Raw genomic sequence first — 25,516 nt, forward strand, 5'->3', positions numbered from 1 at the left:
CTAGGACACCTTTGGCGTGTGGGTGATGCGCGGGTCGAACCACGGGTAAAGCAGGTCGACTAGCAGGTTGACCAGTACAAAGGCCGCTGCCGACACCGAAACGATCGCCAGCACCACCGGAATGTCCTGGCGCAGCACGGCCTCCTGGGCCAGCCGGCCAATGCCTGAGCGCGCAAAGATGGTCTCCACCAACACCGCACCGGACACCGTATTGCCGACCTGCAAGCCGATCAGGGTCAAGATCGGCAGCGCGGCATTCTTGAACCCATGCCGCGCCTGCACCTGCCCACGACTCAGGCCCTTGGCGTAGGCGGTGGCGATATAGGACTCTCGCCAGACACCCTGGAAACTGCGTTGCAACACTTGGGCATACACCGCCGCACTGGGAATTGCCAAGGTGATGGCAGGCAACACCAGACTTTCAACGCCCTTGCTACCGGTTGCGGGAAACCAGCCCAGACCGAACGCAAACACCTGAATCAGCAACAACCCCATCCAGAACACCGGCACTGAAAAGCCCAGCGATGGCAGGCGTGCCAGTGTCTTTTTCAACGGTTGCCAACGAAGGTAGGCGGTCAGATACGCCAGGCCGATTCCGCCGAGCAGCGACAACACAATGGCCAGGCCTGCCAGGGATAAGGTTTGCGGCAAACGTTCGGCCAGCAGGTCCGCGACCGGCCGGTTCAATGAAAGTGACTGCCCGAAGTCCCCCCGCAGCGCTCCCAGCAGCAGGTCGAAATACTGCTCGAACAAACCCTTGTCCAGGCCGTAATAGGCCCGCGCCTTGGCCAGGTCTTCCACCGACAGCGAGTCGGCTTCCATACCCGATGCACTGAGCATGATCGACAAGGTGTCACCCGGCAGCAGATAAAGGATGAAATACGTGATGCTGTAGGCACCCCACAGCACCAGTAAGGCTTGTCCGACCCGGCCGATCAGATAACGGCTCATGGCGTGCCGATCTCGATATCACCCAACAGCGCAAAACCCTCGGCGGTCCAGCGGAAGTTTTTCACCTTGGGCGAGGTTGCCGCCTGCCACACGCGCTCGTAGATCGGGAACGCCGAGCTTTCGTCAATCAGCAGGTCTTGTAGATCACCATAGGCGGCTGCGCGCTGCGGGCTCTGGGTGGCGGTGATGCCGGCATCAAACAACGCCTTGGCTTTATCCAGTACCGCCGGTTCGAAGGTATTGGTCGCCACGGTGGAACTGTTGGCGCTGCGCGGATCGAGGATGGTTTGCAGGATGATCGGGTCGGCGCGGGTCATGTAGTTGATGGTCAGGTCGTAGTTGCCGGCGGAGTTATTGGCGACCCATTCGGCGCGGGTGACCACGCTGAGTTTCAACTCGATGCCGACCTTGCGCAGTTGGTCCTGGATCAGCACGTCGCCAGCGGTCTCGGCCGGGCTGATGTTGTAGCTCAGGCTCAGGCGCTTGCCGTTTTTCTGCCGGTAGCCGTCCGCGCCCTTGGCCCAGCCGGCCTGGTCGAGCAGGCGCTCTGCACCGGCCGGGTCATAACCGAGCTTGGCGGCCTGGCTTTTGACATACGGCGTGGTCACATCAAACACGCTGTCTACCACCGGGAATTCGGCGTTGTACACCGTGCTGGCGTAGCTCTTGCGATCAATCGACTTTTGCACGGCCAGGCGCACTTGTTTGTCAGCCAGCAGGCGCTCGCCACGGGTGTTGGGGAAGAGGTTGAGCGCAGGGCCCGGCAACGATCGGCTCTGGATCGTCGCCCCCTTGGACTGAAACAGCTTCAGGTCAACTTCGGAGAACGGGTTGCGCGGCCACAGGATGTCGGCCTTGCCTTGCAGGAACAGGCCGTTTCGTACGCTTTCCTCGGGGATGTAGCTGATGTCTACCGCGTCCAGATGCGCTTCGCCCTGGTTTTTCATATTGGCCGAAGCCCAGGCGTAGCCCTTGCGTTTGGTCAAATGTGCGCCGACTTCCGGCGTGTAGCTGGCCAATACGAACGGCCCGGTGCCGATGATCTTGCCCAGGGAGCGCTCTTTCACCGTCAGTGCGTAGGAGGCGGGCGCGAGGATCGCCAGGTTGGTGGTGGAAGTCGCCTGCAGGAAACCCGCGTTGGGCTTGGACAGCACCAGCTTGACGGTGAAGTCATCGACCACTTCGGCATGGTCGTAACCTGCCAGGTAGGTGGCGCCGAAGGTGGCGGGTAGCTCGGTGGCGAGTGCTTTGTCGCTGTCGAACGCGATTTTCACCGCCTTGGCATCGAAGCGCTCGCCATTGCTGAAGGTGACGTCCTCACGCAGGTGGAAGGTATAGGTCAGCGCGTCGTCACTGACTTCCCAACGTTTGGCCAGCCAGGGGATGATTTTGCCGGTCTCCGGGTCCTGGTCGGTCAAAGACTCGGCGACATTGCGCAACAGCACGCGGTGTTCCAACCAATACACCTGGAACGGGTCGATGCTGACTAGGGTGGTGTTGTCGCCAAAAAACGCGATGTTCAGGGTCTTGCCCGCCTGGGTGTCAGTCCCGGGCGAGCAGGCAGCGAGGCTCAGCGCCAAGGCGCAGGGGGCCAACAGACGGCTCATCAAGTTGGAGGTATTCAATGGGGTGCCCTCAGGTGGCGTTTGGATCAGAAGTCGTAGGCGAGCTTGGTGTACCAGTAGCCGCCGCCGGGGTAGAACGGCGGGTTGCCATAGGCGGCCAGGCCGAGGTTGCTGTACACCGCGTGCTTGTCGGGGCGTACGTCGAAGATGTTGGTGCCGCCGATGCTGACGGTGAGGCTGTCGACGAAGGTGTAGCTGATGTCCAGATCGGTGATCCACTTGGCGCCGAAGCTGCGGTCGCCGCTCGGGTTAACCGCCAATGTCTTGACCGCGCCGTAACGGGCGGTTTGCAGGTTGACCGCCAAGTCCTCGACCTTCCAGTTGGCGCCCAGGATCCACTTGGTCTTGGGTGACGCATCGGTGAGATCGCCTTCACGGTCACGGCCCACCAGGGTCACGCCTGAACCGGCCAGCGCACCCGGCGTGTCACGTGTGCCTTCGATGGTGGTCTTGTTCCAGTTGAATCCCAGGCTCCAGCGCACATCGCCCCAGGCGTCCAGTGGCGTGGTGTGGTCGGCGACCACGTCCAGGCCCTTGGTGCGGGTGTCGAACGCGTTGGTGTAGTAGTTGACCCAGGTGCCAGTGGGCACGCCTTGGGCGGCGAGGATGGCGTTGATCGCGCCGTTGCCACGGTCGTAGATATTGCTGGTCAGGGCGATGCGGTCGTCGATGTCGATCAGGTAGGCATCGGCGGTGATGCTGGTGCGTGGCGCCGGTTGCCAGGTCAGGCCCAACCCGAGGTTGCGCGACTTCTCCGGCTTGAGGTCATCACCACCGAGGGCTTTGGCCAGGTTGCTGCCGGACGGGGTCAGGCGGGTTACGGCTGGCACCACGTTGCCGTTCGCATCGATGGCCACACGGTTATCGGCCACGGTGTAGCCGATCTGGGTCAGGGACGGTGCACGGAAACCGGTGCCCACGGTGCCGCGCACGGCCACGGTGTCGGTCAATTCATAGCGTGAGTTCAGTTTCAGGCCGAAGGTGTTGCCCGAGTCATCGTCGTAATGTTCCACACGGCCGGCGACGTCGAGGAACCAACGGTCGGTCAGGTCGAAACCCAGGTCCAGGTAACCTGCGTAGTTATTGCGGATCAGGCTCACTTCGTCTTCCGGGCGAATCGTCACGGCGGCCTGCGCGCCGGAAGCGGCGGGGTAGGTGCCGGTGATATAGGCCTCGCGGTCGCCGGCGAACGTACTGAAATGCTCCCAACGATGCTCTAGGCCCGCCGAGACCTGCACCGGCGGCGTCAGGTTGAACAGGCTGTCGTAGCGGCGGGTGAAGTCCAGGTTGTTGACCCATTGCTCGAAGCGGAAGGTCGCCAGGTTATCGAACTTGGTCGGTGACGCTGTGCCCAGCGATGGGTTGATGTTGAGGTCGCTGGAGTGGTGCACGTTGTTGCGTCCGTAAGTGGTGCTGAGGTCCCAGTTCCAGTCGGCCACCAACCCCTTGCCGCCCAACAGCAGTTGGTAGTCGCGGTCCTTGATGTTGTTGAGCGGGAAGTAACCGTCCGGAAAAACCTCGGGCACTGCGGCCGTGCCGGTGGGCAGGCGAAAGTAGTTGGCGGCCTCGGCATCGCGTTCGCCGTAGGTGGAGAACGAATACAGCGTCAGGTCTTCCAGCGGCAGTTCGGCGTTATAGGCCAGGTTGAAGGCCTTGAGATCCGGGTCGCCGTTCTTGATCGCGACGCGATCCCAGGCGGCTTCCTTGGCCGGGTCGCTGAACGCCCGCACGCTGCTGTCCGCCTTGTCGTTCCAGGAAGCGCTGCCGCGTTTGCGCGCATCCGCCGAGAAGTGGAAAAAGCCGCCCTGGCCCAGTTCGAAGCCTTGGTCACCCGCGACCTTGATGGTCTCGCCCTGGCCGGAATACAGCTGGCCGTAACTGGTTTCCAGGTGGCCGCCGCTCTTGGTGTTCTTGAGGATGATGTTGATCACGCCCGCCACCGCGTCGGAGCCGTATTGAGCGGCAGCGCTGTCTTTGAGCACTTCGATATGGTCCACCGCGCTGACCGGGATCAGGTCGATGTCCACCGCATTCGCGCCACTGTTGTCGATCGAGCCGCGCTGTCCCGTCGCGCCGTTGTGGCGGCGCTTGCCGTTGACCAGCACCAGCGTGTAGGCCGGGCCGAGGCTGCGGTTGCTCAGGGGACGTGTCACTGAGTTGTAGCCGGCGATGTTGGTGCCGAAGTTGAACGATGGCAGCAGCTTGGCAATTGCCTCGGACAGCTCGGCGCGACCGGTCTTGAGCAATTGGTCGCTGTTGATCACATCGATGGGCGCCGGGCTGTCGGCGACGGTGCGCTCCTGGCCGCGCAGGCCGGTGGAGATCACCGTCACGGTGTCGAGCTTGGCGTCTTCAGCGAAGGCGGGCGCCGCTGCCATCAGCATGGAGCTGGCCAAGAGTGACAGGTGAAATTTGTTAAGGGAGGTGGGGAGTGCGATGTCTGGCATGTAGGCGACCTGGGGGATAGGGAATACGTCCTCCGCCAGGTATGGGGTCGGTCTGTAGAGCGAAGATAATCCTATAAAAAACCTGAGTGAAAGGCTATTTTGGAATAAGCTAATTATCAGTTAATATTATTTAATTTAACCATATGATTAACTGTTTTTATTATGTCTTAGGGCGGGCACAGGGTTCATAGGTAAATATCGTCTACATTCCTAGAGTAGTTCCCATCTGGAGAAGACGACCATGTTCAAATCTCGCATGCTGGCAGTTGCATTGACCGGCACTGTTTTGCTTATGGGCTCGGTGGCGACTGTAGCCGACCCTGGCAACGGCAAGGGTCAAGGCCACGCAAAAGGCAACGCACAAGGGGGCCAAGGTCATAAGGGCAAGGGCTCCGACGTAGATGATTGGCGGCGCGGCCCCAGCATCGACCGGGGCAGCATCCTGGGTGTGGTCGGAGGCTATCGTGACTATTGGAGCCCAGCCCCATCACTGCCGCCTGGGATACAGAAGAATCTGGCGCGAGGAAAACCTATGCCTCCGGGCATTGCCAAGAAGTTGGATGGTCGCTTGCTGGGCAGGTTGCCACATTACGACGGCTATGAGTGGCGGCAGGCGGGTACGGATTTGATCCTCGTCGCCATTGCTTCCGGCCTCATTTATGAGGTGCTCAATGGTGCTTTCGATTAGCGTCGGGGTGGCGATCAGACAACAATGCCTGCTCCATGCTGGCAAGCTTGATTTGGGTTTCCTCATATTCATTGGCAGGCGCGGAGCCCTCGACAATCCCGCACCCTGCGAACAAATGACAGTGGTTTGCAGTGATCAGCGCCGAGCGCAGAGCGACCAGGAAATCCCCATTGCCCTGTGAGTCCAACCAACCCACCGGCGCCGCATACCAGCCTCGGTCGAAGCCTTCGTTGCTGCGGATGAAATCCATGGCGGTCGCACTTGGCAATCCACCCACCGCTGGCGTTGGATGCAGTGCGTGGATACCGTCCAGCAAACGCTTGTCCGGGTTGAGTTGCGCCATGATCGGCGTGCTCAGGTGCTGCACGTTGGCCAGCTTGAGCAAGTGGGGGGATGACGCGGCCTTGAGGTTGCTGACCTTGCCGTCCAGGGCTTGGGTAATGGTCTGTACCACCAGTCGGTGTTCATGTTGCTCCTTGGGATCGGCCAATAGCCGTTCACCGATAACGTGATCCTCGTCGGCCGTAATGCCTCGCCGCGCGCTGCCTGCCAGGGCGTGGGTGGTCAGGCGACCCGCCTGACAACTGAGCAGTCGTTCGGGGGTGGCGCCCATGAAGCAATGCTCGCCACGGTGCAGCGCGAACAGGTGGGAGGCGTTGCGTCGTGCATGCAGGCGCTGCATCACTGCACCACTGTCGAGGGGCGCGTCCAACTGGTACTCGATATGCCGCGCCAACACTACTTTGCTCAAGTCGCCGCCTGAAATGGCCTGCAGCGCCGTTTCAACCTTCCTCTGCCACTGGTGTGAGGGCAGCGCGTTGCGTTCGATGACGTCCGGCGCAGTGGCCGTCGCGGCGGGCGGGTTGAGCAGTTGCGCATAGGCCGCGATGCTGTCGCGGGCCAATGCCTGCGGGTCGCTGTCGGGTTGGACCACTTGCTGGCAGCGTAGCCAGCAGCCGTCGGTGTCTTCGCTGAGCAGCCAATGGGCCAGATGAAAACTGGCGTCAGCGAAGGCGGCCCAATGTGGTGCGCACGGCCGTTGTTCATCGAAGCGCATGCCGCCCAGCAGCAAGGGTGCCTTGGGCCCGTCGATCACCGCGTCGGCGCACAGGGCGAACCATTTCCGGTCGACGTCTAGCATGCGCTGGGGGCCGCTGGCCTCGATCTGCCAGGCGCAGCCCAGGCCGAATAGTGTCAGGTCTGGCGAGTGCGCGCGCCAGAAGAAACCCTGCCGGTGGGCTTCGTAAAGGGCCAGGGCCTCCAGCGTCGGTGCGGGGTGTGAAGATACGGCGATGACTGGCCGTTGATACGCGACCGCACGCTGGTGCGCGGTCTGGAATACCTTGAGCAACGCGTCCAGGTTCATACCACCTTGCTCTTTTTCTGCAACCAGAAGGCGGTCTGCTCGGCGATGTACCAGTGGATGATCTGGTTGAACAACCCCTCGATAAACTCTCCGTCCAATCCAGCCTCCTGCGCCCATTGCCGACGTTGCGGCAGCATCGCCGCGACACGTTCCGGGGCGGCGATGCTGGCCTGGTCGGGCTTGAACGCGGAGGCGGCCTTGACGTACTGCATGCGCAGGCCGAGGGCCTCGATTATCTGCTGGTCGAGGCTGTCGATGGCTTCACGAATGTCCGAAAGGCCAGTGCAGTGTTCCGGGGTTTTCATACCGAGTCTCCCTGTAGGTAGGCAGTGCGTTGCAACAGGTGATGGATCACCGGTCGCGGCTGATGCTTGAGGTAAAAGTGGTCGCCGTCGAACAGGCGGATATCCGGGGTGTGGTCGCTGAGGTCGGCCCAGGCACGGGCCTGCTCAAGGCTGACTTCGGCATCATCGCGGGCCAGCAGCACGTCGAGTGGCGCCGACAAGCGGGTAAGCTGCTGGGGGCGCCAGGTTTCGATGGCCTGGTAGTCGCTGCGCAGGGTTGGCAGGAACAACGCACGCAATTGGGGATTGGCCCATAGGCCGGCGGCGTCGGCGTCCTGGCGCAGGATGTCGGCGATCAGCGCGGCGTCGTCCTGGCGGTGCAGGTCACTGTCTGGTTGCCGGTGTGGCGGCGCGTGACCCGAGACGAACACATGGGCGGCGCCACAGCCCGCCGCTTGCAGGCGCACTGCCACGGCGTAGGCGAGGGCGGCGCCCATGCTGTGGCCGAACAGCAGCAAAGGCCGGGCGGGCAACGTTTGCAGTGCTGCGCCAATGTGCCCGGCGAGACTATCCAGGCAAGGGATATGCGCTTCGTTGAACCGCTCTTCGCGTCCCGGAGATTGCACGGCCAGCAGGTCGATATCCCCCGGCAGGTGCGCCAGCCACGGACGGAAAAAACTCGCGCTGCCCCCGGCATGGGCCAGGCACACCAGGCGTGCCCGCGCCTGTTGGCTTTCTCGCAGCACACGCAGCCATGGCGATGCAGCGCCGCTCATAGCGCCAGCACCTGTTCTGCCAGGGCCTTGCGGTTGACCTTGCCGAGGCGCGTCAACGGGAACTCGCGCAGCACCTGCAAGCGATCCGGCAACTTGTAGGCGGCCAGCCCACGTTCGCGCAGCCAGGCGTTGATCGAGGCCAGGTCAACCCGCTCGCCATGGGCCAGCACACAGGCGCAACTGCGTTCGCCGAGCAACTCGTCGGCCAGCGCCACCAGCGCCACATCGCGAATCAACGGATGGCCGAGCAGCAGGTTCTCGATTTCTTCCACAGGGATTTTCTCGCCCCCGCGATTGATCACATCCTTACTGCGACCCTCGACAATCAAATGCCCTTCGGGCAGGCGCCGCACCAGGTCGCCGCTGCGGTAAAAACCGTCGGCGGTAAACGCGCGCTGGTTCTGCTCGGCGGCGTTGTAATAGCCGCGAATGGTGTAAGGGCCGCGCACCAGCAATTCACCGACGGTGCCGGGGGCGACCGGCTGGTCGTCGGCGTCGACGATGCGGATCTCGTCGTCGGCGGTCAGCGGCAACCCCTGGGTGTCGAACACCCGCGCCTGCGGATCATCCAGTGGCGTGAAGCACAGCAAGCCCTCGGCCATGCCGTACACCTGTTGCAGGCCGCAGCCCAAGACCGGGCGGATGCGTGCGGCGATCTCGGCCTTGAGCCGGGCGCCGCCGACCTGCAGCCATTGCAGGCTGCTCAGGTCGTCATCGGACCATTGCGCGACTTCCAGCCACAGCAACACCAGCGGTGGGATCAGGGCCGTGTGGGTGATGCGTTCGCGTTCGATCAGCTCAAAGGCGGTGTCCGGGCTCGGTTCCGGCGCCAACACCAGGGTAGCGCCGACACTGAACACGCCCAAAGCACCGGGAGAGGCGAGGGGGAAGTTGTGCGCCACCGGCAGTGCGGCGAGGTATCGGGTATCGGCATCGAACCCACACGCCTGGGCGGCCAGGCGCGCATTGCACGCGTAGTCGTCATGGGTGCGCGGGATCAGTTTGGGCAGGCCGGTGGTGCCGCCAGACAACAGCAGCACCGCCACCTCCCGCGAATCCGGCGCAGGCAGTTCGCGCGGACTGGCCACGCACTGCGCCAGCGGCACGAATTCCTCGGCGGCACCGACCACCCACACCTGTTGCAGGCTCGGCACTTGCTCGCGCAGCGTGCGCGCCAACGGGCGATAGTCAAAGCCCAGATGCTGATCGACAATCACATAGGCCACTGCCTGGCTGAGGTGTGCCAGGTGCGCCAGTTCATGTTCGCGATGGGCCGGCAGCGCAAACACCGGGATCACGCCCAGGCGCAGCAGGGCGAAGGTCAGGCTGAAGAATTCGGCGATATTCGGCAACTGCACCAGCACCCGCTGGCCAGCCACCAGCCCGCGCTCGGAAAGGCCGGCGGCCAGGCGGTCGGCCTCATGATCGAGCTCGGCGTAGCTCCAGCGCCGCGAGCCGTCTACCAGCGCCTCCTTGTCTGGCGTGCGCCGGGCCTGCTCGCGCAGCAGTTCGCCCAAGGGCACGCCGCGCCAGTAGCCTTGCTCGCGGTAGCGGCGAATAAAGTCGTCGGGCCAGTCAGTGCATCCATCAAGCATGGCAATCTCCTTGGGCAGTCGGGCAGCCCAGCAACTGGGCACCGTGCAGATTCAGCGGGTGCGCAAGGCCGGTGACTTGCACCGCCTGTACGCCGGTGTGCGTGGCCGGTTGCAGGCGCAGCAGCGGATCATCGCCAGCCAGCAGGTGAAGGGCGGCGTGATCGTCGGGGTGTACGCCCAAGTGAATCGCGGCCAACCCGGTAGCGCCATTGGGGTGGACCCTGTGCGCCGGGTGCTGGGACGGTGAGTAGGGCGTGACCAGGAACGGCAAGCGATCATGGCGCGGGTACACGAAACGAAAGCGCGTCTGACTGCCATCGACGCAGGTGCGCCGCCAATTCACCGTACGTCCCATGCTCACGCCGCAAGCCGCCAGGCCCTTGAGGCGTGGCGCCAGGACCGGGTCTTCGCACAGCAGGGCCAGGTCGCAGAAGCCTTCGCCCTGTGCGGCCCAACGCAACATGCGCCGCCCGGCCCCCCGGCCGGCCAGGCAGTCAATGGGCCACTTGAACAGCCAGGCATGGCGCGGCGTGGTCAGCAGTTCGATGATCGGCCCCTGGCTGAACCAGATGTGCGCGTGTTGTGCGCTGGCTTCAGCGGTGGCGTAAGTGACCTCAAAGCCGGCGGCGCGAAAATTCGCCACGGCCTGATGCAAGTCGCGCACCCACAGCAGCACATGGCTGCAGGCGGAAGAGGATAGGGCAGTGTTCAAAACGGCAGGGCTCCCAGCAGTTGGGCGGTGTCGTCACCGCAAGGGGGTTGTACGGCGTCGGCACGGGCATGGAGTTCGGCCAGTGACAGCGCACGCGGCACCCTGGGCTCGATCAGTTCGGGCATGCCGATCAGGCCGTTCATTTCGCGCCAGGCCATGGACACCTCGGTGGCCCACACGCCGCTGCGCAGGCGGCGTGCGGGGTCGTCGATGTCGCGACACAGTTCACCCAGCGCAAGGCTGACCGCGTCGGGCCAGAGCTGGTTGAACACCTGGTGGTAGCTCGCTGGAATCTGCGGGTCGAGCACCACCATTGTCGGGCCGGCCAGGCGTTCGCTGCCGGGGCCGGCCATGATCAGGCGGTCAGTGTTGTCCCGTGGGGCATGCAGGCGCGGGTTCCACAGCACCGGGCCATGGGTGTCGCCCAGGCTCAGCACGCCGGCTTCGCAGCCCACTTCGAGGCGATGCAACAGGAAGGAATGGTTGTCCGGGTCGTGGGGGTGCACCTGGTTCTGGATGCGCAGGCTGATTGGCACCCCGTTGAAACTCGCGTTGAGCCGCGTGAAAGGCTGCGCCCCGACCCCGGCGGCAGGCGCTGCGAACACCCAGGGCCGCAGGCCACCGGCCAGGCGCCCGAGAATGTCCAGCAGCGGGTAGGCCACCTGGCTGTTGCAGGCCGCGTCTATGTACGCCAGCCCCTGCTGTTCGCGCAGGTACTCGGCCACGGCGAGAAAACGCCGGATCGCGAGGATGTTCGGGTACAGCGTGTTCACCGCGTAGGCTGCCTGGCCTTGACGAGCGGCCTGCATGCACGCCGCGATTTCGCGGTGGTGCACCGGGTGTTCCTGCAGCACGTGGATGCCGCGTCGCAGCAGTTGCTGGGCCAGCTCGCTGCCGGCACCGCCTGTGGCGCCGGAGCGCACCACCACGCAGGCGATGTCGACGTCATCCGGTATTTGCTCCACCGCCTCGTACAACGGTACGCCGTAGTGCGCGGCGCAGGCGCGCGAGTAGGCATTGCCGCGTGACAGGATGCCCACCAGTTCATAGTCGGCCTGGGCGCGTGCCAGCGCTTGCAGGTAGATACGGCCAAACGCAGTGCCGGCGACGATCACGCGTTTGCGTGCAGTCGGGCGGCTCATGACCAGGTCACCGGCAGGCAGTGGGCGCCGCGAAAGAACGTCGCGGTTTTCCATTGCACGTCGCCACAGCGCTGCAGGCTGGGCAGGCGCACCACCAGGGCGTGCAGCGCCTCCTGCAATTCGACCCGCGCCAGGGCTGAGCCGATGCAGTGATGCAGGCCGTGCCCGAAGCCGAAATGGCCGCTGGCATCCCGTTGCAGGTCCAGCGCCTGTGGGTTTTCAAAGCGGGCCGGGTCATGGTTGGCGGCGCCGATCGAGGCGAACACCGCGTCGCCCTGGCGCACCAGGGTTTCACCGACCTGAATGTCTTCCAGCGCGTAGTGCACAAACATCGCCGCCGAGGCCAGCGGGATGTACCGCAGCAGCTCTTCGACCGCCTGCGGTATCTGCTCGGGATCGGCCTTGAGCTGTTGCCACTGCGCGGGGTTGTCCAGCAGCACCTGGATAAAGTTGGGGATCTGCGAGGCACTGCCTTCGTAACCGGCGACCAGGATCGCAATGCACAACAGCAGCAATTGCTCCTCGTTGAGGGACTCGCCTTTTTCGTCGGCCTGGGTCAGGGCGGTCATGAAGTCATCCCGTGGCGCTCGTCGACGTTCGGCCACCAGGCCTTTGATGTATACGGCCAGCTCGCCCAAGTGACGCTGGGTCTGATCCGCGTCTTCAGGGCGGGTCGACAGCAGGGAGTCGTTCCACACCTTGAAACGGTCACGGTCCTGCACCGGCACACCCAGCAGCTCGCAGATCAGCGCCAGAGGCAACGGCAAGGCGTAGTCGTTGACCAGATCGGCCGGCGGGCCGGCGGCGAGCATGCGGTCGATCAACTGATGGGCGTAGTCGCGGGCGTGGGGACGCAGGGCTTCGACGCGGCGGCGGGTGAAAGCCTGGGCGGCGCGCGAGCGGATTCGCGTGAGTTGCGGCGGATCCATCATCACGATGCCACCGGCGATGCGTGGGAAGGCACGCGGGCTATCGTCGCGGCGGAACGCTTCGCTGCGGCTGAAGCGCCGGTCGCCGAGCACCAGACGTACGTCGTCATAGCGAGTGGCAAGCCAGGCGGGGGTGCCGATGGGCATCTGGATGCGCAACAGCCCCGGTGCCTGTTGGGCATGGCGATAGGGTTGCGCCAGCTTGAGGTCGGTGAAGCGGTTGAACGGGTAGGCCAGCGGGGTCATGGCAAGTCCTTGGCGGTGCTGAGGTCGGGCAAATGGTCGAGCAGCTCAAGCTGCAATTCGGGGTCTTCCAGATGGGCCGCCAGTGCGGCGCGGCTCAGGCGTTGGGCCGGGACCTGGGCCACGAATACGCGATGGCCCAGGCGCGCCAGCGGGTGTGTGGCGGCGGGCATGCTGCGGTTGCCGTGGAATCCGGCCCGCGCCAATGCGCTTTGCCACTGCGACAGGTCGAGGAAGGTGGCGCTGCTGAGCTGGCGTTCGTCGCTGGCCTGGTTGAGCATGAAAGCCTGGGAGGCCATCACCCAGAATTCCTCTTGGGTCGGTTCGCTGAACACCAGCCAGCCGCCCGGCTTGAGCAAGGCGAGCAGGGTGGCCAGGGACCGCTCGGTGTCGCGGGCTGCATTCAGTACGCCCCCGGCAACGATCAGGTCCCAGCTCTGGCTGGGGTAACCCTGGGCCAGGGCCGGGCGGTCGATATCGAACACGCCGTGACGCACCCATGGCCAGTCCTTGAGCCGCTCGGCGGCTTGCTCGCTGAAGTAGCGCGATACGTCAGTGCACAGATAGTCCACGCTGGCATTCGCCAAGGCGGGCAACACCGCTTGGGTGGTGGACCCGGTGCCCGCGCCGACTTCCAGCACGCGTAGCGGCACACCGGCCGGCTGGCGTGCGGCCCAGGCGCCGATCCAGTGCGCGACGGCGCGGTGCTGGTATTGCGCTGCGAGGCTCTCGCGGTACAGCGCCGCCGCACGTTCGGTGCGGCCTTCGGGAAACAGCAGGTGCACTGCCGCACACTCACCGCGCATCAACAACGGCAACTGCCGCGCATTTTCCCGCGCATAGTCGAGGGTGCCGCTGCCGCCTGTGTTGCGCGCCCACTCCACGCTCAACTGCGCCCAGATAGTTTCCAGGGCGATATCGCTCCAGGCAGTCGCGTCGAGGGTGGGCTGCAACCGATCGGCGACGCGTTGCAACAGGCCTTGGGACTGCAGCACATCCAGCCAGCGCGCAATCAACGGCCGGTGACCAGGGGCAATGCCCGCCAGTGCCAGGCTGTGGGCCACGTCATTAAGCGGTGCCGGCAGCAACCCACACTGCTCAAGCCCATTGAGCATGGATAGGAGCGCGGCGTGACCCAGTCGATCATTAAGTCGCACCGCCTTCACCAGTTGCGCGGGTTCAAAGGCTTGGTCGAGGGCGGCCTCGGTTGCGGCCAGGTGATCGTCCACCGGCCTACTCGGGCAGGGACGCGGCACCACGAACAGCGTCTGGCCGTGCAGGGCAACGGCACTGACTTGCGGATGGCCCAAAGCGCGCTCACGCCAGCGCTGATGCGCCAGCTTGACGCGGGCCAAGTCGTGCCATTGCTCCGTGAAACCTTGCACGCGGCAATCGAGTTGCGCCGCCGCACGCTCTGCGAGCTGCCAGTCACCCGGGCGGTGGCTGACGAACAGCACCTGTTGCAGGTGGCTCAAATCACTCAACGCCAATGCGGGGAAATCCAGCAGGCGCTCCAGCTGTTCGGCGCTCATCATCACCACAGCCGGGCGTTGGCGCTCAAGCAAGGCCAACAGCCGGGCCGGCGCCAATTGATGAACGCCCAGGTCGGTAAACGCAGGCAGTTGCCAGGGCGCAGTGGGCAGGTCGATCAGCAGGGTGTCGACGTTCATCGGGAAACTCCGGTGGCATGGAACAGACGTTGCCCGGCGGCGGCCAGCGGGTCGGTCGCCGCGGGCCACAGGTCGAGCAACTCAAAGCCCGCGACGTGCAAGGCCTGGCGCCAGACTTCGGGTGGCATGAACACCTCATCGGTGGCCCGTAGCGGCGCGCCGGCCGGCGGAGACAGCAACAGGTGCATGAAGGTCAGCATCGCCGGGTTGTCGGCGATGGATTCGCTGAACAGCAAGGTGCCGCCGTCGCGCAGGCAAGCGCGGATTCGCGCCAGGCTGCGCGGCAGGTCGCAGGCGTTGTGCAGCACGTTGCCGGCGATCACCAGGTCCTGGCTACGGGGCGCGATGCCTTGCGCGCTGAAGTCGCGGTCCAGGTCGAGCAGGCCCAATTGCATACCGGGCTCCAGGCGGAATGCGCGCTGAGCCGCGCCGGTGAACAGTGAGCTGATATCAGTGAAGCGATAAGCTTTTTCACGGTTCTCCAGGGCTGCCAGCACGGCACGCGTTGTACAGCCGGCCCCGCCGCCGAGCTCCAGCACCTGCAACACGTCGTCGGCGGCGCTGGCTTCCCGCGCACGGGCCGCGAGCGTCTGGTTGATCGCGGCGGTGAAGTGGTTGTGCTGGTACGCACCGAGTACCGCCACCGGGTCCCCGGCGAGCAGCAGCAACGGCGCCAGGGCGATGCGGTCGCGCAGCAACTCGGGCAGGCACTCGATGACCTGGGCATGGAGTTGCGCCATGCTCGACGGGAAACCCAGCTCGGCATACAACCCTGGCAAATCGCCGATGGCGGCTTGAGGCGGCGTGCCATTCCAGGCCAACCGCTCGCCGTCTACCTGCACGGCTTCGGTATGCGACAACGCCGCGAGCCAGCGCCGCACGATCCAGGCGTGACGCGGTGCGGTGCCGAGCGCTTGGTTAAGCTGTGCGGCGGTTCGCCAGACCTGCATCGGCAAGGCCTGGGTACGCAAGAGCACGTCGGCCATGACACCCAGGCTCAGTTGTTCCAGTGCGTTAAGGGCGGTGTTCATAGGCAACCTTCTTCGGCGTGTTGCAGGTGTGCGAGTGGGTGGTCCAGCAGGGTCAGTGCGCGGATCGCCTGAGTACGTTGCAGGCGCTCAAGGCTGGCGGCGGGCGGCAACGCGTACGCGGCGTCATGGCAGCCTGGGCGGATTTCGCCTTCGAGCACACTCACCACCGTGACTGCCGCCATGGCGCCGGTCAGAGGCGCATTGCCCGCGCCGCTGACGACCAAGCTGCGGGTGTACGCCTGGTCGTCGCAGAGGCCATCGAGTTGCAGCAACAACGTGACAAAGGAAGGCTGGCCACTGAGGTCCAGCTGGCTGGCCGTGCATAAGCGTTGCACCGCTTCGGCACGCGTCAGGCTGTGCGCCTGGTCGAGGACCTTGAGTACATGGCCGTCGGTCATCACGTTGAACCACTGGCCTGTTTCCAGGCGCAGGTCCCTGGCCAAGCGTTCGCCTTCCCGGTTCAGGTAGGGCAGCACATGCACCGGCCCGGGGAAACACGGCAGCAGCACATCGCGCCTGCGTCGCAGTGCGCGGCTGCAACGGCCGTTGTGCCAGGCCGCCAAGGGCTCGCTGGTGCCGTCTACCGCCCCTTGCAGGAAGTCGTCGGCGGCGACTGCAGTGAAGTGGTCACGCAGACCGAAATAGCTGTTCAGCCCCAGCACCCGTGTAAACCCCTGCAGCGCCAGCCAGCGTGGCAGCAAGCCGGTGAGGCCCGGTTGCAGACCCGCACCAAGCACCGCGCTGCGCCCGCGCCATAAAGCCGGGTCGAGCTGGATATCGCCCGCAGCGTCGACGTAATGCGCATCGGCGTTCAAGGCGGCCTGCGCGACACGGTCCGCCACGCGCCAGGCGGGGCCGGCGCAGTTGAGCAAGACGTCGCAGCCACGGGCAAACCTGGCCAGGGCTGGCGTGTCGTTGAAATCCACGGCCGTCCATTGCAGGCGTGCTTCGGGCCATTGTTGCTGGAGCAGCGCCAGGCAGCGCGCGCCGTTGTGCGCGTCACGCCCGCCCAGGCGCAGGTCCTGCAGGCCCAGGCTTAACAAGGCCTGTGCGCTGGCCACGCCGACGTCGCCACTGGCGCCCAGCACCCCGATCAGCATGGCTGGGCCTGCGCATTCAGGCGCCAGCCACCGGCGCGCTGACGGTCATGCCAGAACCCGGCGTAACGACCGTTGAGGCTGAGCAGGTGCGCGTGGGTGCCTGACTCCACCAGGCGACCTTCGTCCAGGACCAGGATCTGGTCGGCGGCCATGATGGTCGGCAAACGATGGGCGATCACCAGCACGGTCGAGTGTTGCATCAGGCGTTGAATCGCGGCCTGTACAAAGGCTTCGTTGTGTGGGTCGAGCGCGGCGGTGGCTTCGTCCAGCAGCACGATGGGCGCACGCTTGAGCAAGGCGCGCGCCAGGGACACGCGTTGGCGCTCACCGCCGGACAACGATGCACCACCTTCGCCCACCGGTGTGTTCCAGCCTTGCGGCAGGCGGGCGACGATTTCCTCGACACCGGCCAGCCGTGCCGCTTCGGCGACGTCGCGGGCACTGGCGTCCGGGCTACCGACGCGGATATTCGCTTCCAGGCTGTCGTCGAACAGGTACACGTCCTGCATCACCAGCGACAGTTGCGCCATCAGCGCCGCGTTGGACAGCTCGCGCACGTCCACGCCGCCGACCTTGACGCTACCCGCCGTGGTATCGAAAAAACGCATCAACAGGCGGGTGACGGTGGTCTTGCCCGAGCCCGACGCGCCGACAATCGCGGTCATCGAATGCGCCGGTGCGCTGAAGGTCAGGTCGCGCAACACCGTCGGGCCACTCGGGTAGGCGAAGCTCACATGTTCGAAGGCCAGGCTGCCGGGCGCTGACAGGGGCAGGCTGACGGCGGGTTCGGGCAACGGCGGCTCACGCAGGATACTCACCAATTGATCCAGGTCGTTGCCGGCCATGCGCAACAGGCCGCTGCGTGCTGCGGCTTCGGCCAATGGCCCCACGAATCGTGCTGCCAGGGCGAGCAGGGCCACCAACTGGATCGCATCGATTTCACCATGAGCCGCCAGTGCAATGCCCACGCCGACCAGAAGCGCAAAGGCCAGCTGCACGGTCAAACCACCGGCGAGCAGCTTGGGAAAGGTCTGCGACAGCATCGAACCACCCGCCAGCTTTTGCGCCTGATTGGCCGCCTGTAACGGCGCGTAGCCGTCCTGGGTGCGGCCAAATGCGCGCAGCACTTGCTGATAGCGGGCGAACTCCACCACCCGGTTGCCAGCCAGTTTCGCGGCGGCTTCCACTCGCGCATCGTTGCTGCCGATGGCGGCGGCCGACCAGTGATGGGTGAAGTAGATCAGCGGCGCACACAACACAGCCGTCAGGCCCAGGCGCCAGTCGAACACGAACAGCGTCAGCGCCACGGTGGCCGGCACCACCACCCCCGACACCACCGGCCCCAGGTAATGGGCAAACAAACCGGTGACCATCAACGTACCGCTGGTAGCGCTGCGTGACAGACGCCCGACCTTTTCCGAGTTGAACCAGCCCAACGGCAGGCTGACCAGGTGCTGGCCGAAGCGATCATGCAAGGTCGTCAGCACCAGCAAGGCCAGGGCGAAGCCCTTCATGGCCTGCTGGTAGTGGGCGATGCAGGTCAGCACCACCATGGCCGCCAGGCCCGCCAGCCAGGCGGTGGCCGTGGGCAGGTCGCCGGCGAACAACGCGTGCAGGATCGGCACCAGCAGCGCCACGGCCAGGCCTTGCAGCACGGCGCTGGTCACCAGCCACGCCAGGTAACGGTAGAGGCGCGGGGCATGGGCCGGGCCCAGTAAGGTCACAAGGCTGCGAATCACAGGGACATCTCCACGGCAGGGGTTTCGTTGCCGGCTCGCCACAGTTGGGCATAGGCGCCATTGGCGTTCAGCAGGTGTTCATGGCGGCCGCTTTCCAGTACGCGGCCCTGATCGAGGACGACGATCTGATCGACCCCGCTGATGCTCGCGAGGCGATGGGCAATCACCAGCACCGTGCGGCCACGTGCCAAGGCAGACAGCGCATCCTGGATCAATGCTTCGGACTCGGGATCGGCGTGGGAGGTGGCTTCATCGAGGATCAGCACTGGCGTGTCGGCCAGCAGCGTGCGGGCGATGGACACGCGCTGCGCCTCGCCGCCGGAGAAGATCGCATCTTCGCCGATCACCGATTGATAACCCCGGGGCAAGGCCTGGATACGCGCATGGATCTGCGCCGAGCGCGCTGCCGCCTCGACCTCTGCATCGCTGGCATCCGGGCGGCCCAGGCGCAGGTTGTCGGCGACGGTGCCGTGCACCAGTTGGGCGTCCTGCAACACGAAGCCCACGTGTTGATACAACTGGCGCGGATCGATCTCGCGCACATCGGCGCCGCCCACACAGATACGGCCGGCGTTGACGTCATGAAAACGCGGCACCAGCTTGGCCAGGGTCGACTTGCCGGCGCCGGACGCGCCGACCAATGCGGTCACGCTGCCGGCCGGGCAGTGCAGGTCGACACCCTTGAGGATCAGGTGCTCGGCGTCGTAGCCGAACTGCACCTGTTCAAAGCGGATGTCGCTGCCCTGGGGTTGGACGCAGGCCTTGGGCGTAGGCAATTGCTCAACGTCCAGCAGCGCTTCGATGCGATCCGCTGCCGCCAGGGCCGTACGCTGGGCCGTGAGGCTCTGGTTGATCACCAGCAACGATTGCGGGATGACCACCGCCACCAGGGTTTCGGCGAACAGCTCCAGCGGTGTGATCCAACCGTGCGTCAGCAACAGGCTACCCACCCCCAGGCTCACCAGCAGGATCACCGGCACACTCAAGGCCATCGAGGAAAAGGCTTCCAGGCGCAGCAGCGGCTTGACCCAGCCGGCGTACTGCTCGCTGAACTGGTTGACCGCCTGCTGATAGCTACGGTGCGCCTGGCCGACCTGGCCGAACGCCTTGACCACGGCAATGCCGTGCACGAATTCGACAATGGCCGCGCTGACCCTGGTCATGCTCTTGTCCAGCAACTGCATCTTGGCGCCAAAACCGCGCATCATCAGGGTGTAGGCCACCGCGTAGATGGGCAGTGTCAGCACCGCCAGCAGTGCCAGCCGCCAGTTCAGCGTCGCCAGCCACAGCAGGCCCGCCAGCGGCGTGACGATGGCTGCGGTGAGTTCCACCGCGTGGTGGGCGACCAGGTGGTGCAGGTCTTCGAGGTCGTCCTGCACCACCTTGCGCACGGCGCCTGAGGTGGTGTCGGTGTACCAGCCCAACGGCACGCGCCCGAGCTTGCGCACCATGGCTTCGCGCAAGCGCGATTGCAGCCGGTGGTCAGCCACATGGGTCAACCACAGCGCCACGCCACTGGCCATCCACCCCACACTCAGGGCGATCACCACCAGCGCGGCCCACAGCCACAGGGTCTTGCTGTCGGCGCTGCCGGCCAACAGCAAGCGGCCCAGTTCGGTGAGGCCGATAAAGGGCACCAGGTTGACCAATGCGCCGAGGGCGGCGAACGCCACACCGAGACGGATGAGGCGATTGACCGGGCGTTTCAGAGTATCCAAGGCAGTGGTCATGAGTTTTTCCGAAGGGCCTCAAGCAGGTGCGCAGTAACGGTGTGGACGTGGGGCGGTTCGATCACGCTGAAGTGGTTGCCAGGCACGTCGATCAGCTCGAAGCGGCCCAGGCACGCGTCTTCCCAGAACGGCGCGGCCAAATGCCCGACGCCGCCGGTAATGCCGAACGATTGCTGCTCCAGGCAGCGCAGGTAGGTCATGTTGCCGAGGAACGGCGGCGGGTCGAACCGCGCCGCCCGCATGCTGTGGCGGCACACACGAAACAGCGTCGGTACCAGTTCGGGGCCGATCGGCACCCCGGCCTGGCCCGAGGCCAGGCGTGCGTATTCGGCCAGGCGCTCCTCCTGGCTGCGCGCCGATTGTTGTTGGACCGCCAGCGCCAGCGCGTCCAGCCCCGGATCGCCGCTCAACGCCGCCATGGCCCCGGCCGGCACGCGGCGGTTGTCGCGCGCCATCAACCAGTCGATGGCGCGGTACACGTCGTAGTCTTCGATGTGCGCGCCGAACACGGTTTTCACTGGGTCCAGGTTCAGGTTGGGCACGAAGATCGCCTCGTAGGCCAGCTCTTCGTCGGTGTCGATGAACATCGGGATGCTGTCGATCAGGCTCAGGTCGACCACCTCCATGCCGCGTTCGAGCAAGCGCCGGGCAACCTCAGTGGCCAGCAGCCCGCCGAGGCAGTAGCCGATCAGCTGAAAACGTTGATGACCGTCGGCAATCAAGCGCTCGGCGTAGTCCTCGGCCACGCGCTCGATCAGGCGTTTGGGCTCCAGCGCCAGGTACTGTTCGGTGTCAGCCACGGCAAAGCCAATCACCGGACCGGCCTGCTGGTCGGCAAGGGCGCGGCCCAGGTGCTGGAAGTAATCCAGGGTGCCGAGAGCGGCGTGGAACATCACCCGGACCGGGCCGACGTCACCCCCGCCAAATGGCACCACCAGCGCGTTGCTGCTTGACGAACGTTGCGCTTCACCGCTGGCGGCAATCGCGCCCGGCGTGGCTTCGCCCTGATTGAGCAAGCGCGCGAGGGCGGCGACATTCGGCTCGTTGAGCATCTGGCGCAGCAAGGTGTCGTAGCTCAGGCGTTGGGCCTGGGGCAGTTGCTCACGCAGTTGGCCAGCGACGCGGGCGAGGATCAGCGAGTCGGCGCCTTTTTCATAGAAGCTGTCCTCGACGCCGATCTGCGCCAGCCCCAGGGCGTCGGCCCACAGGCGGCACAACTCGGCGCTGAGCGGATCGCTCGGCGCTTCCTGGCTGCTGGAGGCCTGGGCATCGGCGGCAGGGCGCCAGCCGGCCAAGGTCTTGCGGTCGACCTTGCCATTGGCGGTCAGCGGCAAGCGGTCGAGTACCTGCAGGTGCGCTGGCAGCATGTAGTCCGGCAGGCGCTCGGCCAGGGCGCGGCGCAGGCTGTCGACACTCAGACGCTGCACGCCGGCCTTGAAGCGCGCAGCGAATACCTGCATGCCGAGGGCGGCCAGCGGATGATCGGCCTGGGGCAGGGCAGGCAGGCATTCGCCACCGAAGGCCTTGACCCGCGCCCGCCAGATATCGGCGTCACGCAGGCCACTGCGGCCCTGGTCGTGGTCGCCATTGGCCGGCGTCATCATGAAGCCCTGTGTCAGCAGGATCGGCGGCCATTCGCCGGTCGGTTCGCTGAACACCAGCCAGCCGCCAGGGCTGAGCAACTCGGTGATCTGGCCGAGGGCATTGTCGATGTCCTTGACGCTGTTGAGCATGCCTGCACACAGCACGATATCCACGCTGTTGCTGGCCAAACCCTGGGGGCGGATGTCCTGGTCGATGTCCAACACGCCATAGCGCACCCAGGCCTGTTCAGCAAAGCGTTGCTTGGCCGCCGGCAGGAAAAACGCGGTCATGTCGGTAAACAGGTAGTCGACTTCCAGCCCATCGAGCAGGCCGATGACCGGCGCGCTGGTAGCGCCAGTACCCGCGCCGATTTCGAGGATGCGCAGCGGGCCGTCGCCTTGATGGTGGGTGGCCAGGCGGTTGATCAGCGCCGCGATGCTGTGGTTGTTGTAGCGCGACACGGCATCCCCGCCGTACAGCTGCAAGGCCAAGTCCAGTTGGCCTTGGGGGAACAGCAAGTCGAACGGGTTGACCTCGCCCTTGAGCAACTGCGGCAATTGCCACACATGGTTGAGCTGGTAGTCGAGCAGCGCCTGGCTGCACAGCCCCGAGGCGACCGCTTGTTCCACCCGGCCCCACGCCAGCGCCGGGTTGGGCGCGGGTTGCGCGAGGCGGTAGTGCGAGTGGGTGTAGTGCAGCAGACCAGCCTCGCACAGCGCGCCCAACCAGCGGCGAACCAGCCAATGGTGGCGCGGCTCGGCCTGCAAGGCGTGCAGGATTGTGGCGGCGTCCGGTTCGGCCCGTTCGCCGCTGAACAGTCCGGCCTTGAGCAACACCTCCAGCATCGAACTCAATGCGGCGGCACTCAGGTCAGCCTGGTACTCGCGCACCTGTTGCGCATCGAAACTGCCCACCTGGCTGTCGGCATAACGTTTGACCGCCGTGAGCAACGGCGCGCCTGGCAGCGGCTCGGGTTCGGCGCGTGCGGCGGTGACGAACGCCAACAGGTCGCCACTGACCAGGCTCACCGCACTGTCCACGCCAGGGGTGGCGAGCAGTGCGGCCTCGACCTCACCCAGTTCCACCCGATGGCCGCGGATTTTCACCTGGCCGTCTTCACGGCCCAGGAATTCCAGTTCACCCCCCGGCAAATAGCGGCCACGGTCACCGGTGCGGTACAGGCGCTGACCGTCGAGCGGGTGAGCAAAGAAACGTGCGTCGCTCAATGTCGGATCGCCCAGGTAGCCCTGGGCCAGGCCGACACCGGTGATATACAGGTCGCCCGCCACCCAGGTCGGCGCATCGCGCCAGTGGCTGTCGAGTACCCGAAAGCCCTGGTTGGCCAGCGGCAGGCCGTAGGGAATGCTGCGCCACGCCGGGTCGATGGCGCCGATGGGGTGCAGGTTCGACCAGATCGAGGCTTCGGTGGCGCCGCCCAGGCCTACCAGTTTCAGGTTGGGCAGCAACGCCTGGAGTTGCGGTGGCAGGTTCAGCGGGATCCAGTCACCGGACAGCAAGGCCAGGCGCAGACTGTCCAGTGGGCGGGGTTCGGCGTGCAGGTAGTCGGCGAGCATGTGCAGTTGTGCCGGCACTGAGTTCCACAGCGTGACCTGATGACGCTGCACCAGTTCGGCCCAGTGCGACGGGTCGGCGCCACGTGCCGGGTCGGGCAGCACCAGGGTTGCGCCCACGGCGAGGGGCCCGAACAGGTCATACACCGACAGGTCGAAGCTCAACTGCGCCAGGCCCAGTACGCGGTCATCGGCGTTGACGTCGAAGCGTCGGTTGATGTCTTGCACGGTATTGAGCGCGGCGCGATGGCTGATCATCACGCCCTTGGGTTCGCCGGTGGAACCGGAGGTGTAGATCACGTAGGCGAGGTCCTCGGGGCCGCCCTCGATCAGCTCGAAATCCGCGCCCGCCGAGGGCAACCGGTCTACGGCGTGCCATTGCAATGTCTCGGGCAACGGCGTGTTCGGCTGCGCCAGGGAATGCCCCAGCACATGCCGCACCTTGGCGCTTAGCAGTACGCGGTCGCGGCGTGCGGCCGGGGCGTTGCTGTCCAGGGGCAGATAGGCCGCGCCGGCGAGCAACACGCCGTAAGCCGCCACCACCTGGTCGAGACCTTTGGGCATCAGGATCGCCACCGGTTCCTGCGCGTCGCACCCGGCCTCACGCAGGGTGGCGGCCACGGCCAGTGCGCGTTCGGCAAGGGCGGCGTAGGTCAGGCTGCCACTGGCATCGATCACCGCCAGGGCGTGAGGATGTTCCCAAGCCATGGCCAGCAGGCCGTCATGCAGGCGACCGGTGGGCAACGGGGCGGCGGTGGCATTCGCCGCCAGGCGTTCACGCTGTTGCCAGGCCGGCAGCGGCACTTGCACCGGATGTTCCCAGGCGGCCGGATCAAGGGCGAGCAACTGCAGTTCGGCGACAAAGGCCTGTTGCATGTCGTCCACCAGGCCGTCGGGGAATACGCCTTGGCGCACGTCCCAATGGATGTGCAGGCCGTTGGCGTCATCCATCACTTGGCAATCGAGGGTGACCTGCGGCGTCTGGGTGATGCCGTGGCCCACCCGGCGTTGACTGGCCGGCGGTGCCTCGATCCCCAGGCCGATGGCGCTGGTGAAGACCACCGGCATGGCCGCCGCTTCACGCCCACGACGGCGACCGATTTCGCGCATGACCTGGATGCCGGAAAATAGCCGGTGCTCCAGGTCGGCAAACAACTGGCTGCCCAACTGGCGTGCCTGGGCGGTGAAGTCCAGCCCTTCGGGATCGTTGACCTGCAACAGGCTGACCGAGGTGAAGTCGCCCACCAGGCGATCCACCTGCGGGTGCAGTGGCAGGCGGTTGAGCAATGTCAGGTTGAGGCTGAAGGCAGGCTGCTGGCTCCAGCGTTGCAACGTGGCGACGTAGGCCGCCAGCACAACGATGGATGGGGTAAGACCGCGTTCGCTGGCAGCGCTTTTCAGGGCGGCCCATGGCTGCGACTCAAGCTGCGCCGAGTGCCGTTGGAAACGGGGCACCCGGGTGTCTTCGCCGCTCAGGGGCGTCGGCAGTTGTGGGGCGGCGGGCAATGCGTCGATGCGGGCCAGCCAGTAGTCACGGTCACGTTGGTGGCGGCTGCCTTCGAGCAAACTGCGCTCGGCCAGTAGATAGTCGCGGAAGGTGATGTCCAGGGCTGGCAACGTTGCCAGTGGATCCTGTAGCAACAGCTCCAGCTCATTGAACAGCAGCTGCGCGCTGGCCCAGTCGGCAATCAGGGAGTCCATGGAGAAGTGCAGTGTGTCGCCGTTGTCGCTGCGGCTCATACGCAGTTCGAACAGCGGCCAGACCTCGGGGGGGTAGAGCTTCTGCTCCATGGCCTGGCGAATCTGTTGCACCGCGTGCTGGTGCTGCTCGCGGGTGGCGCCACGCAGATCGGCGATGGCCAGAGGATAGTGGTCGACGGCGGGCAGCACACGCTGCGAACCTTCGCTGGCGATCACCGCTCGCAGCATGTCGTGGCGGGCGATCAGGCGGTTCCAGGCCTGTTCCACCTGCTGCGGGTCCAGGGTTGGCCAGCTCAGTTCCAGGTAGCCATGGCAGGCGACATTGCCGTAGCCGAAGGACGATTGGCGGCCCAGCAGGTAGGCATTCTGCACATCGGTGAGGGGGAAGGGCGTGTGGTGCTGCGCCGGATCGGCCTGCACGAGCGGGCGTTCCTGTGTCTCCAGCAGATGCAGGATCTGTTGCTTGTGTTCGCGCAGTTGCGCCAGGCGTTCGGTGTCGAGCAGGCCCTGGGGCGCGCGGAATTTCAGTTGGCCATCCTGGGGCCAGAGTTCGACGCCCAGGGACTTGAGTTCGCTTAGCAGTTTGGCGGCGGGCATGGGGACAGCTCCTGGAAAAAAGGGTGGTTGCGCGG

17 protein-coding genes are annotated in these 25,516 nt (G+C 65.3%); 1 reads left to right on the forward strand and 16 read right to left on the reverse strand.

Annotated features, from left to right (window positions below; translation table 11 throughout):
- Genes U367_RS0105685 through U367_RS0105695 form a run of 3 tightly spaced genes read right to left on the reverse strand, consistent with a single transcriptional unit; the run spans nt 1 to nt 5,023 of the window.
- Nucleotides 1–951 carry an ABC transporter permease gene (locus U367_RS0105685; protein ID WP_028616066.1) on the reverse strand — a complete coding sequence of 317 codons (951 nt, stop codon included), beginning with the start codon at nt 949–951 and terminating at the stop codon, nt 1–3.
- Nucleotides 948–2,558, reverse strand: coding sequence for an ABC transporter substrate-binding protein (locus tag U367_RS0105690; RefSeq protein WP_028616067.1), 1,611 nt, complete (start codon nt 2,556–2,558; stop codon nt 948–950). Before U367_RS0105690 ends, U367_RS0105685 begins: the two co-directional genes overlap by 4 nt.
- Before the next feature lie 44 nt (nt 2,559–2,602).
- Entirely contained in the window at nt 2,603–5,023 is a 2,421-nt protein-coding gene (locus tag U367_RS0105695; protein ID WP_050587839.1) for a TonB-dependent receptor plug domain-containing protein, read from the reverse strand.
- A gap of 241 nt (nt 5,024–5,264) precedes the next feature.
- On the opposite strand from U367_RS0105695, the gene U367_RS0105700 reads away from it, so the two are divergent.
- Nucleotides 5,265–5,711, forward strand: coding sequence for an anti-virulence regulator CigR family protein (locus tag U367_RS0105700; RefSeq protein ID WP_028616069.1), 447 nt, complete (start codon nt 5,265–5,267; stop codon nt 5,709–5,711).
- Here the strand turns inward: U367_RS0105700 and U367_RS01000000129890 are convergent.
- From U367_RS01000000129890 to U367_RS0105765, 13 genes are read right to left on the reverse strand one after another with little or no spacing between them, the layout of a single operon-like run.
- On the reverse strand, nt 5,692–7,077 hold the full coding sequence (locus tag U367_RS01000000129890) for an isochorismate synthase (protein ID WP_050587840.1): 1,386 nt from the start codon (nt 7,075–7,077) through the stop codon (nt 5,692–5,694). The genes U367_RS0105700 and U367_RS01000000129890 overlap by 20 nt on opposite strands.
- On the reverse strand, nt 7,074–7,382 hold the full coding sequence (locus U367_RS0105710; RefSeq protein WP_028616070.1) for an isochorismate lyase: 309 nt from the start codon (nt 7,380–7,382) through the stop codon (nt 7,074–7,076). The genes U367_RS01000000129890 and U367_RS0105710 overlap by 4 nt, the downstream gene beginning before the upstream one ends.
- Nucleotides 7,379–8,137, reverse strand: coding sequence for a thioesterase II family protein (locus tag U367_RS0105715; protein WP_028616071.1), 759 nt, complete (start codon nt 8,135–8,137; stop codon nt 7,379–7,381). Before U367_RS0105715 ends, U367_RS0105710 begins: the two co-directional genes overlap by 4 nt.
- On the reverse strand, nt 8,134–9,732 hold the full coding sequence (locus U367_RS0105720; RefSeq protein WP_028616072.1) for a (2,3-dihydroxybenzoyl)adenylate synthase: 1,599 nt from the start codon (nt 9,730–9,732) through the stop codon (nt 8,134–8,136). Before U367_RS0105720 ends, U367_RS0105715 begins: the two co-directional genes overlap by 4 nt.
- Nucleotides 9,725–10,444, reverse strand: a complete 720-nt coding sequence (locus U367_RS0105725; protein WP_028616073.1) for a VOC family protein — start codon at nt 10,442–10,444, stop codon at nt 9,725–9,727. The genes U367_RS0105720 and U367_RS0105725 overlap by 8 nt, the downstream gene beginning before the upstream one ends.
- Nucleotides 10,441–11,586, reverse strand: coding sequence for a Gfo/Idh/MocA family oxidoreductase (locus U367_RS0105730; protein ID WP_032864150.1), 1,146 nt, complete (start codon nt 11,584–11,586; stop codon nt 10,441–10,443). The genes U367_RS0105725 and U367_RS0105730 overlap by 4 nt, the downstream gene beginning before the upstream one ends.
- Complete coding sequence (locus U367_RS0105735; RefSeq protein ID WP_028616075.1) at nt 11,583–12,761, reverse strand: cytochrome P450; 1,179 nt, start codon at nt 12,759–12,761, stop codon at nt 11,583–11,585. The genes U367_RS0105730 and U367_RS0105735 overlap by 4 nt, the downstream gene beginning before the upstream one ends.
- Nucleotides 12,758–14,428: a class I SAM-dependent methyltransferase gene (locus U367_RS0105740; RefSeq protein WP_028616076.1), complete on the reverse strand. Its 1,671-nt coding sequence runs from the start codon at nt 14,426–14,428 to the stop codon at nt 12,758–12,760. Before U367_RS0105740 ends, U367_RS0105735 begins: the two co-directional genes overlap by 4 nt.
- The gene (locus U367_RS0105745) at nt 14,425–15,459 is read right to left on the reverse strand and encodes a class I SAM-dependent methyltransferase (RefSeq protein ID WP_028616077.1); all 1,035 of its coding nucleotides are present in this window, start codon (nt 15,457–15,459) and stop codon (nt 14,425–14,427) included. Before U367_RS0105745 ends, U367_RS0105740 begins: the two co-directional genes overlap by 4 nt.
- Nucleotides 15,456–16,559 (reverse strand): saccharopine dehydrogenase NADP-binding domain-containing protein, encoded by a 1,104-nt coding sequence (locus U367_RS0105750; RefSeq protein WP_028616078.1) that lies wholly within the window; start codon nt 16,557–16,559, stop codon nt 15,456–15,458. The genes U367_RS0105745 and U367_RS0105750 overlap by 4 nt, the downstream gene beginning before the upstream one ends.
- Nucleotides 16,553–18,298, reverse strand: coding sequence for an ABC transporter ATP-binding protein (locus U367_RS0105755; protein ID WP_028616079.1), 1,746 nt, complete (start codon nt 18,296–18,298; stop codon nt 16,553–16,555). Before U367_RS0105755 ends, U367_RS0105750 begins: the two co-directional genes overlap by 7 nt.
- On the reverse strand, nt 18,295–20,028 hold the full coding sequence (locus tag U367_RS0105760; protein WP_028616080.1) for an ABC transporter ATP-binding protein: 1,734 nt from the start codon (nt 20,026–20,028) through the stop codon (nt 18,295–18,297). Before U367_RS0105760 ends, U367_RS0105755 begins: the two co-directional genes overlap by 4 nt.
- The gene (locus tag U367_RS0105765) at nt 20,025–25,481 is read right to left on the reverse strand and encodes a non-ribosomal peptide synthetase (RefSeq protein ID WP_028616081.1); all 5,457 of its coding nucleotides are present in this window, start codon (nt 25,479–25,481) and stop codon (nt 20,025–20,027) included. The genes U367_RS0105760 and U367_RS0105765 overlap by 4 nt, the downstream gene beginning before the upstream one ends.
- Nucleotides 25,482–25,516: the final 35 nt, after the last annotated feature.

The sequence above is a fragment of the Pseudomonas canadensis genome (genome assembly GCF_000503215.1).
GTDB classification, from domain to species: Bacteria; Pseudomonadota; Gammaproteobacteria; order Pseudomonadales; family Pseudomonadaceae; genus Aquipseudomonas; species Aquipseudomonas canadensis.

Coding starts and splice junctions, on each gene's coding strand:
- U367_RS0105745 (WP_028616077.1), bottom strand. CDS start 15,459: ATGAACACCGCCCTTAACGCACTGGAACAACTGAGCCTGGGTGTCATG.
- U367_RS0105700 (WP_028616069.1), top strand. CDS start 5,265: ATGTTCAAATCTCGCATGCTGGCAGTTGCATTGACCGGCACTGTTTTG.
- U367_RS0105740 (WP_028616076.1), bottom strand. CDS start 14,428: ATGAACGTCGACACCCTGCTGATCGACCTGCCCACTGCGCCCTGGCAA.
- U367_RS0105715 (WP_028616071.1), bottom strand. CDS start 8,137: ATGAGCGGCGCTGCATCGCCATGGCTGCGTGTGCTGCGAGAAAGCCAA.
- U367_RS0105750 (WP_028616078.1), bottom strand. CDS start 16,559: ATGCTGATCGGGGTGCTGGGCGCCAGTGGCGACGTCGGCGTGGCCAGC.
- U367_RS0105720 (WP_028616072.1), bottom strand. CDS start 9,732: ATGCTTGATGGATGCACTGACTGGCCCGACGACTTTATTCGCCGCTAC.
- U367_RS01000000129890 (WP_050587840.1), bottom strand. CDS start 7,077: ATGAACCTGGACGCGTTGCTCAAGGTATTCCAGACCGCGCACCAGCGT.
- U367_RS0105735 (WP_028616075.1), bottom strand. CDS start 12,761: ATGACCCCGCTGGCCTACCCGTTCAACCGCTTCACCGACCTCAAGCTG.
- U367_RS0105765 (WP_028616081.1), bottom strand. CDS start 25,481: ATGCCCGCCGCCAAACTGCTAAGCGAACTCAAGTCCCTGGGCGTCGAA.
- U367_RS0105695 (WP_050587839.1), bottom strand. CDS start 5,023: ATGCCAGACATCGCACTCCCCACCTCCCTTAACAAATTTCACCTGTCA.
- U367_RS0105690 (WP_028616067.1), bottom strand. CDS start 2,558: ATGAGCCGTCTGTTGGCCCCCTGCGCCTTGGCGCTGAGCCTCGCTGCC.
- U367_RS0105730 (WP_032864150.1), bottom strand. CDS start 11,586: ATGAGCCGCCCGACTGCACGCAAACGCGTGATCGTCGCCGGCACTGCG.
- U367_RS0105760 (WP_028616080.1), bottom strand. CDS start 20,028: ATGACCACTGCCTTGGATACTCTGAAACGCCCGGTCAATCGCCTCATC.
- U367_RS0105685 (WP_028616066.1), bottom strand. CDS start 951: ATGAGCCGTTATCTGATCGGCCGGGTCGGACAAGCCTTACTGGTGCTG.
- U367_RS0105710 (WP_028616070.1), bottom strand. CDS start 7,382: ATGAAAACCCCGGAACACTGCACTGGCCTTTCGGACATTCGTGAAGCC.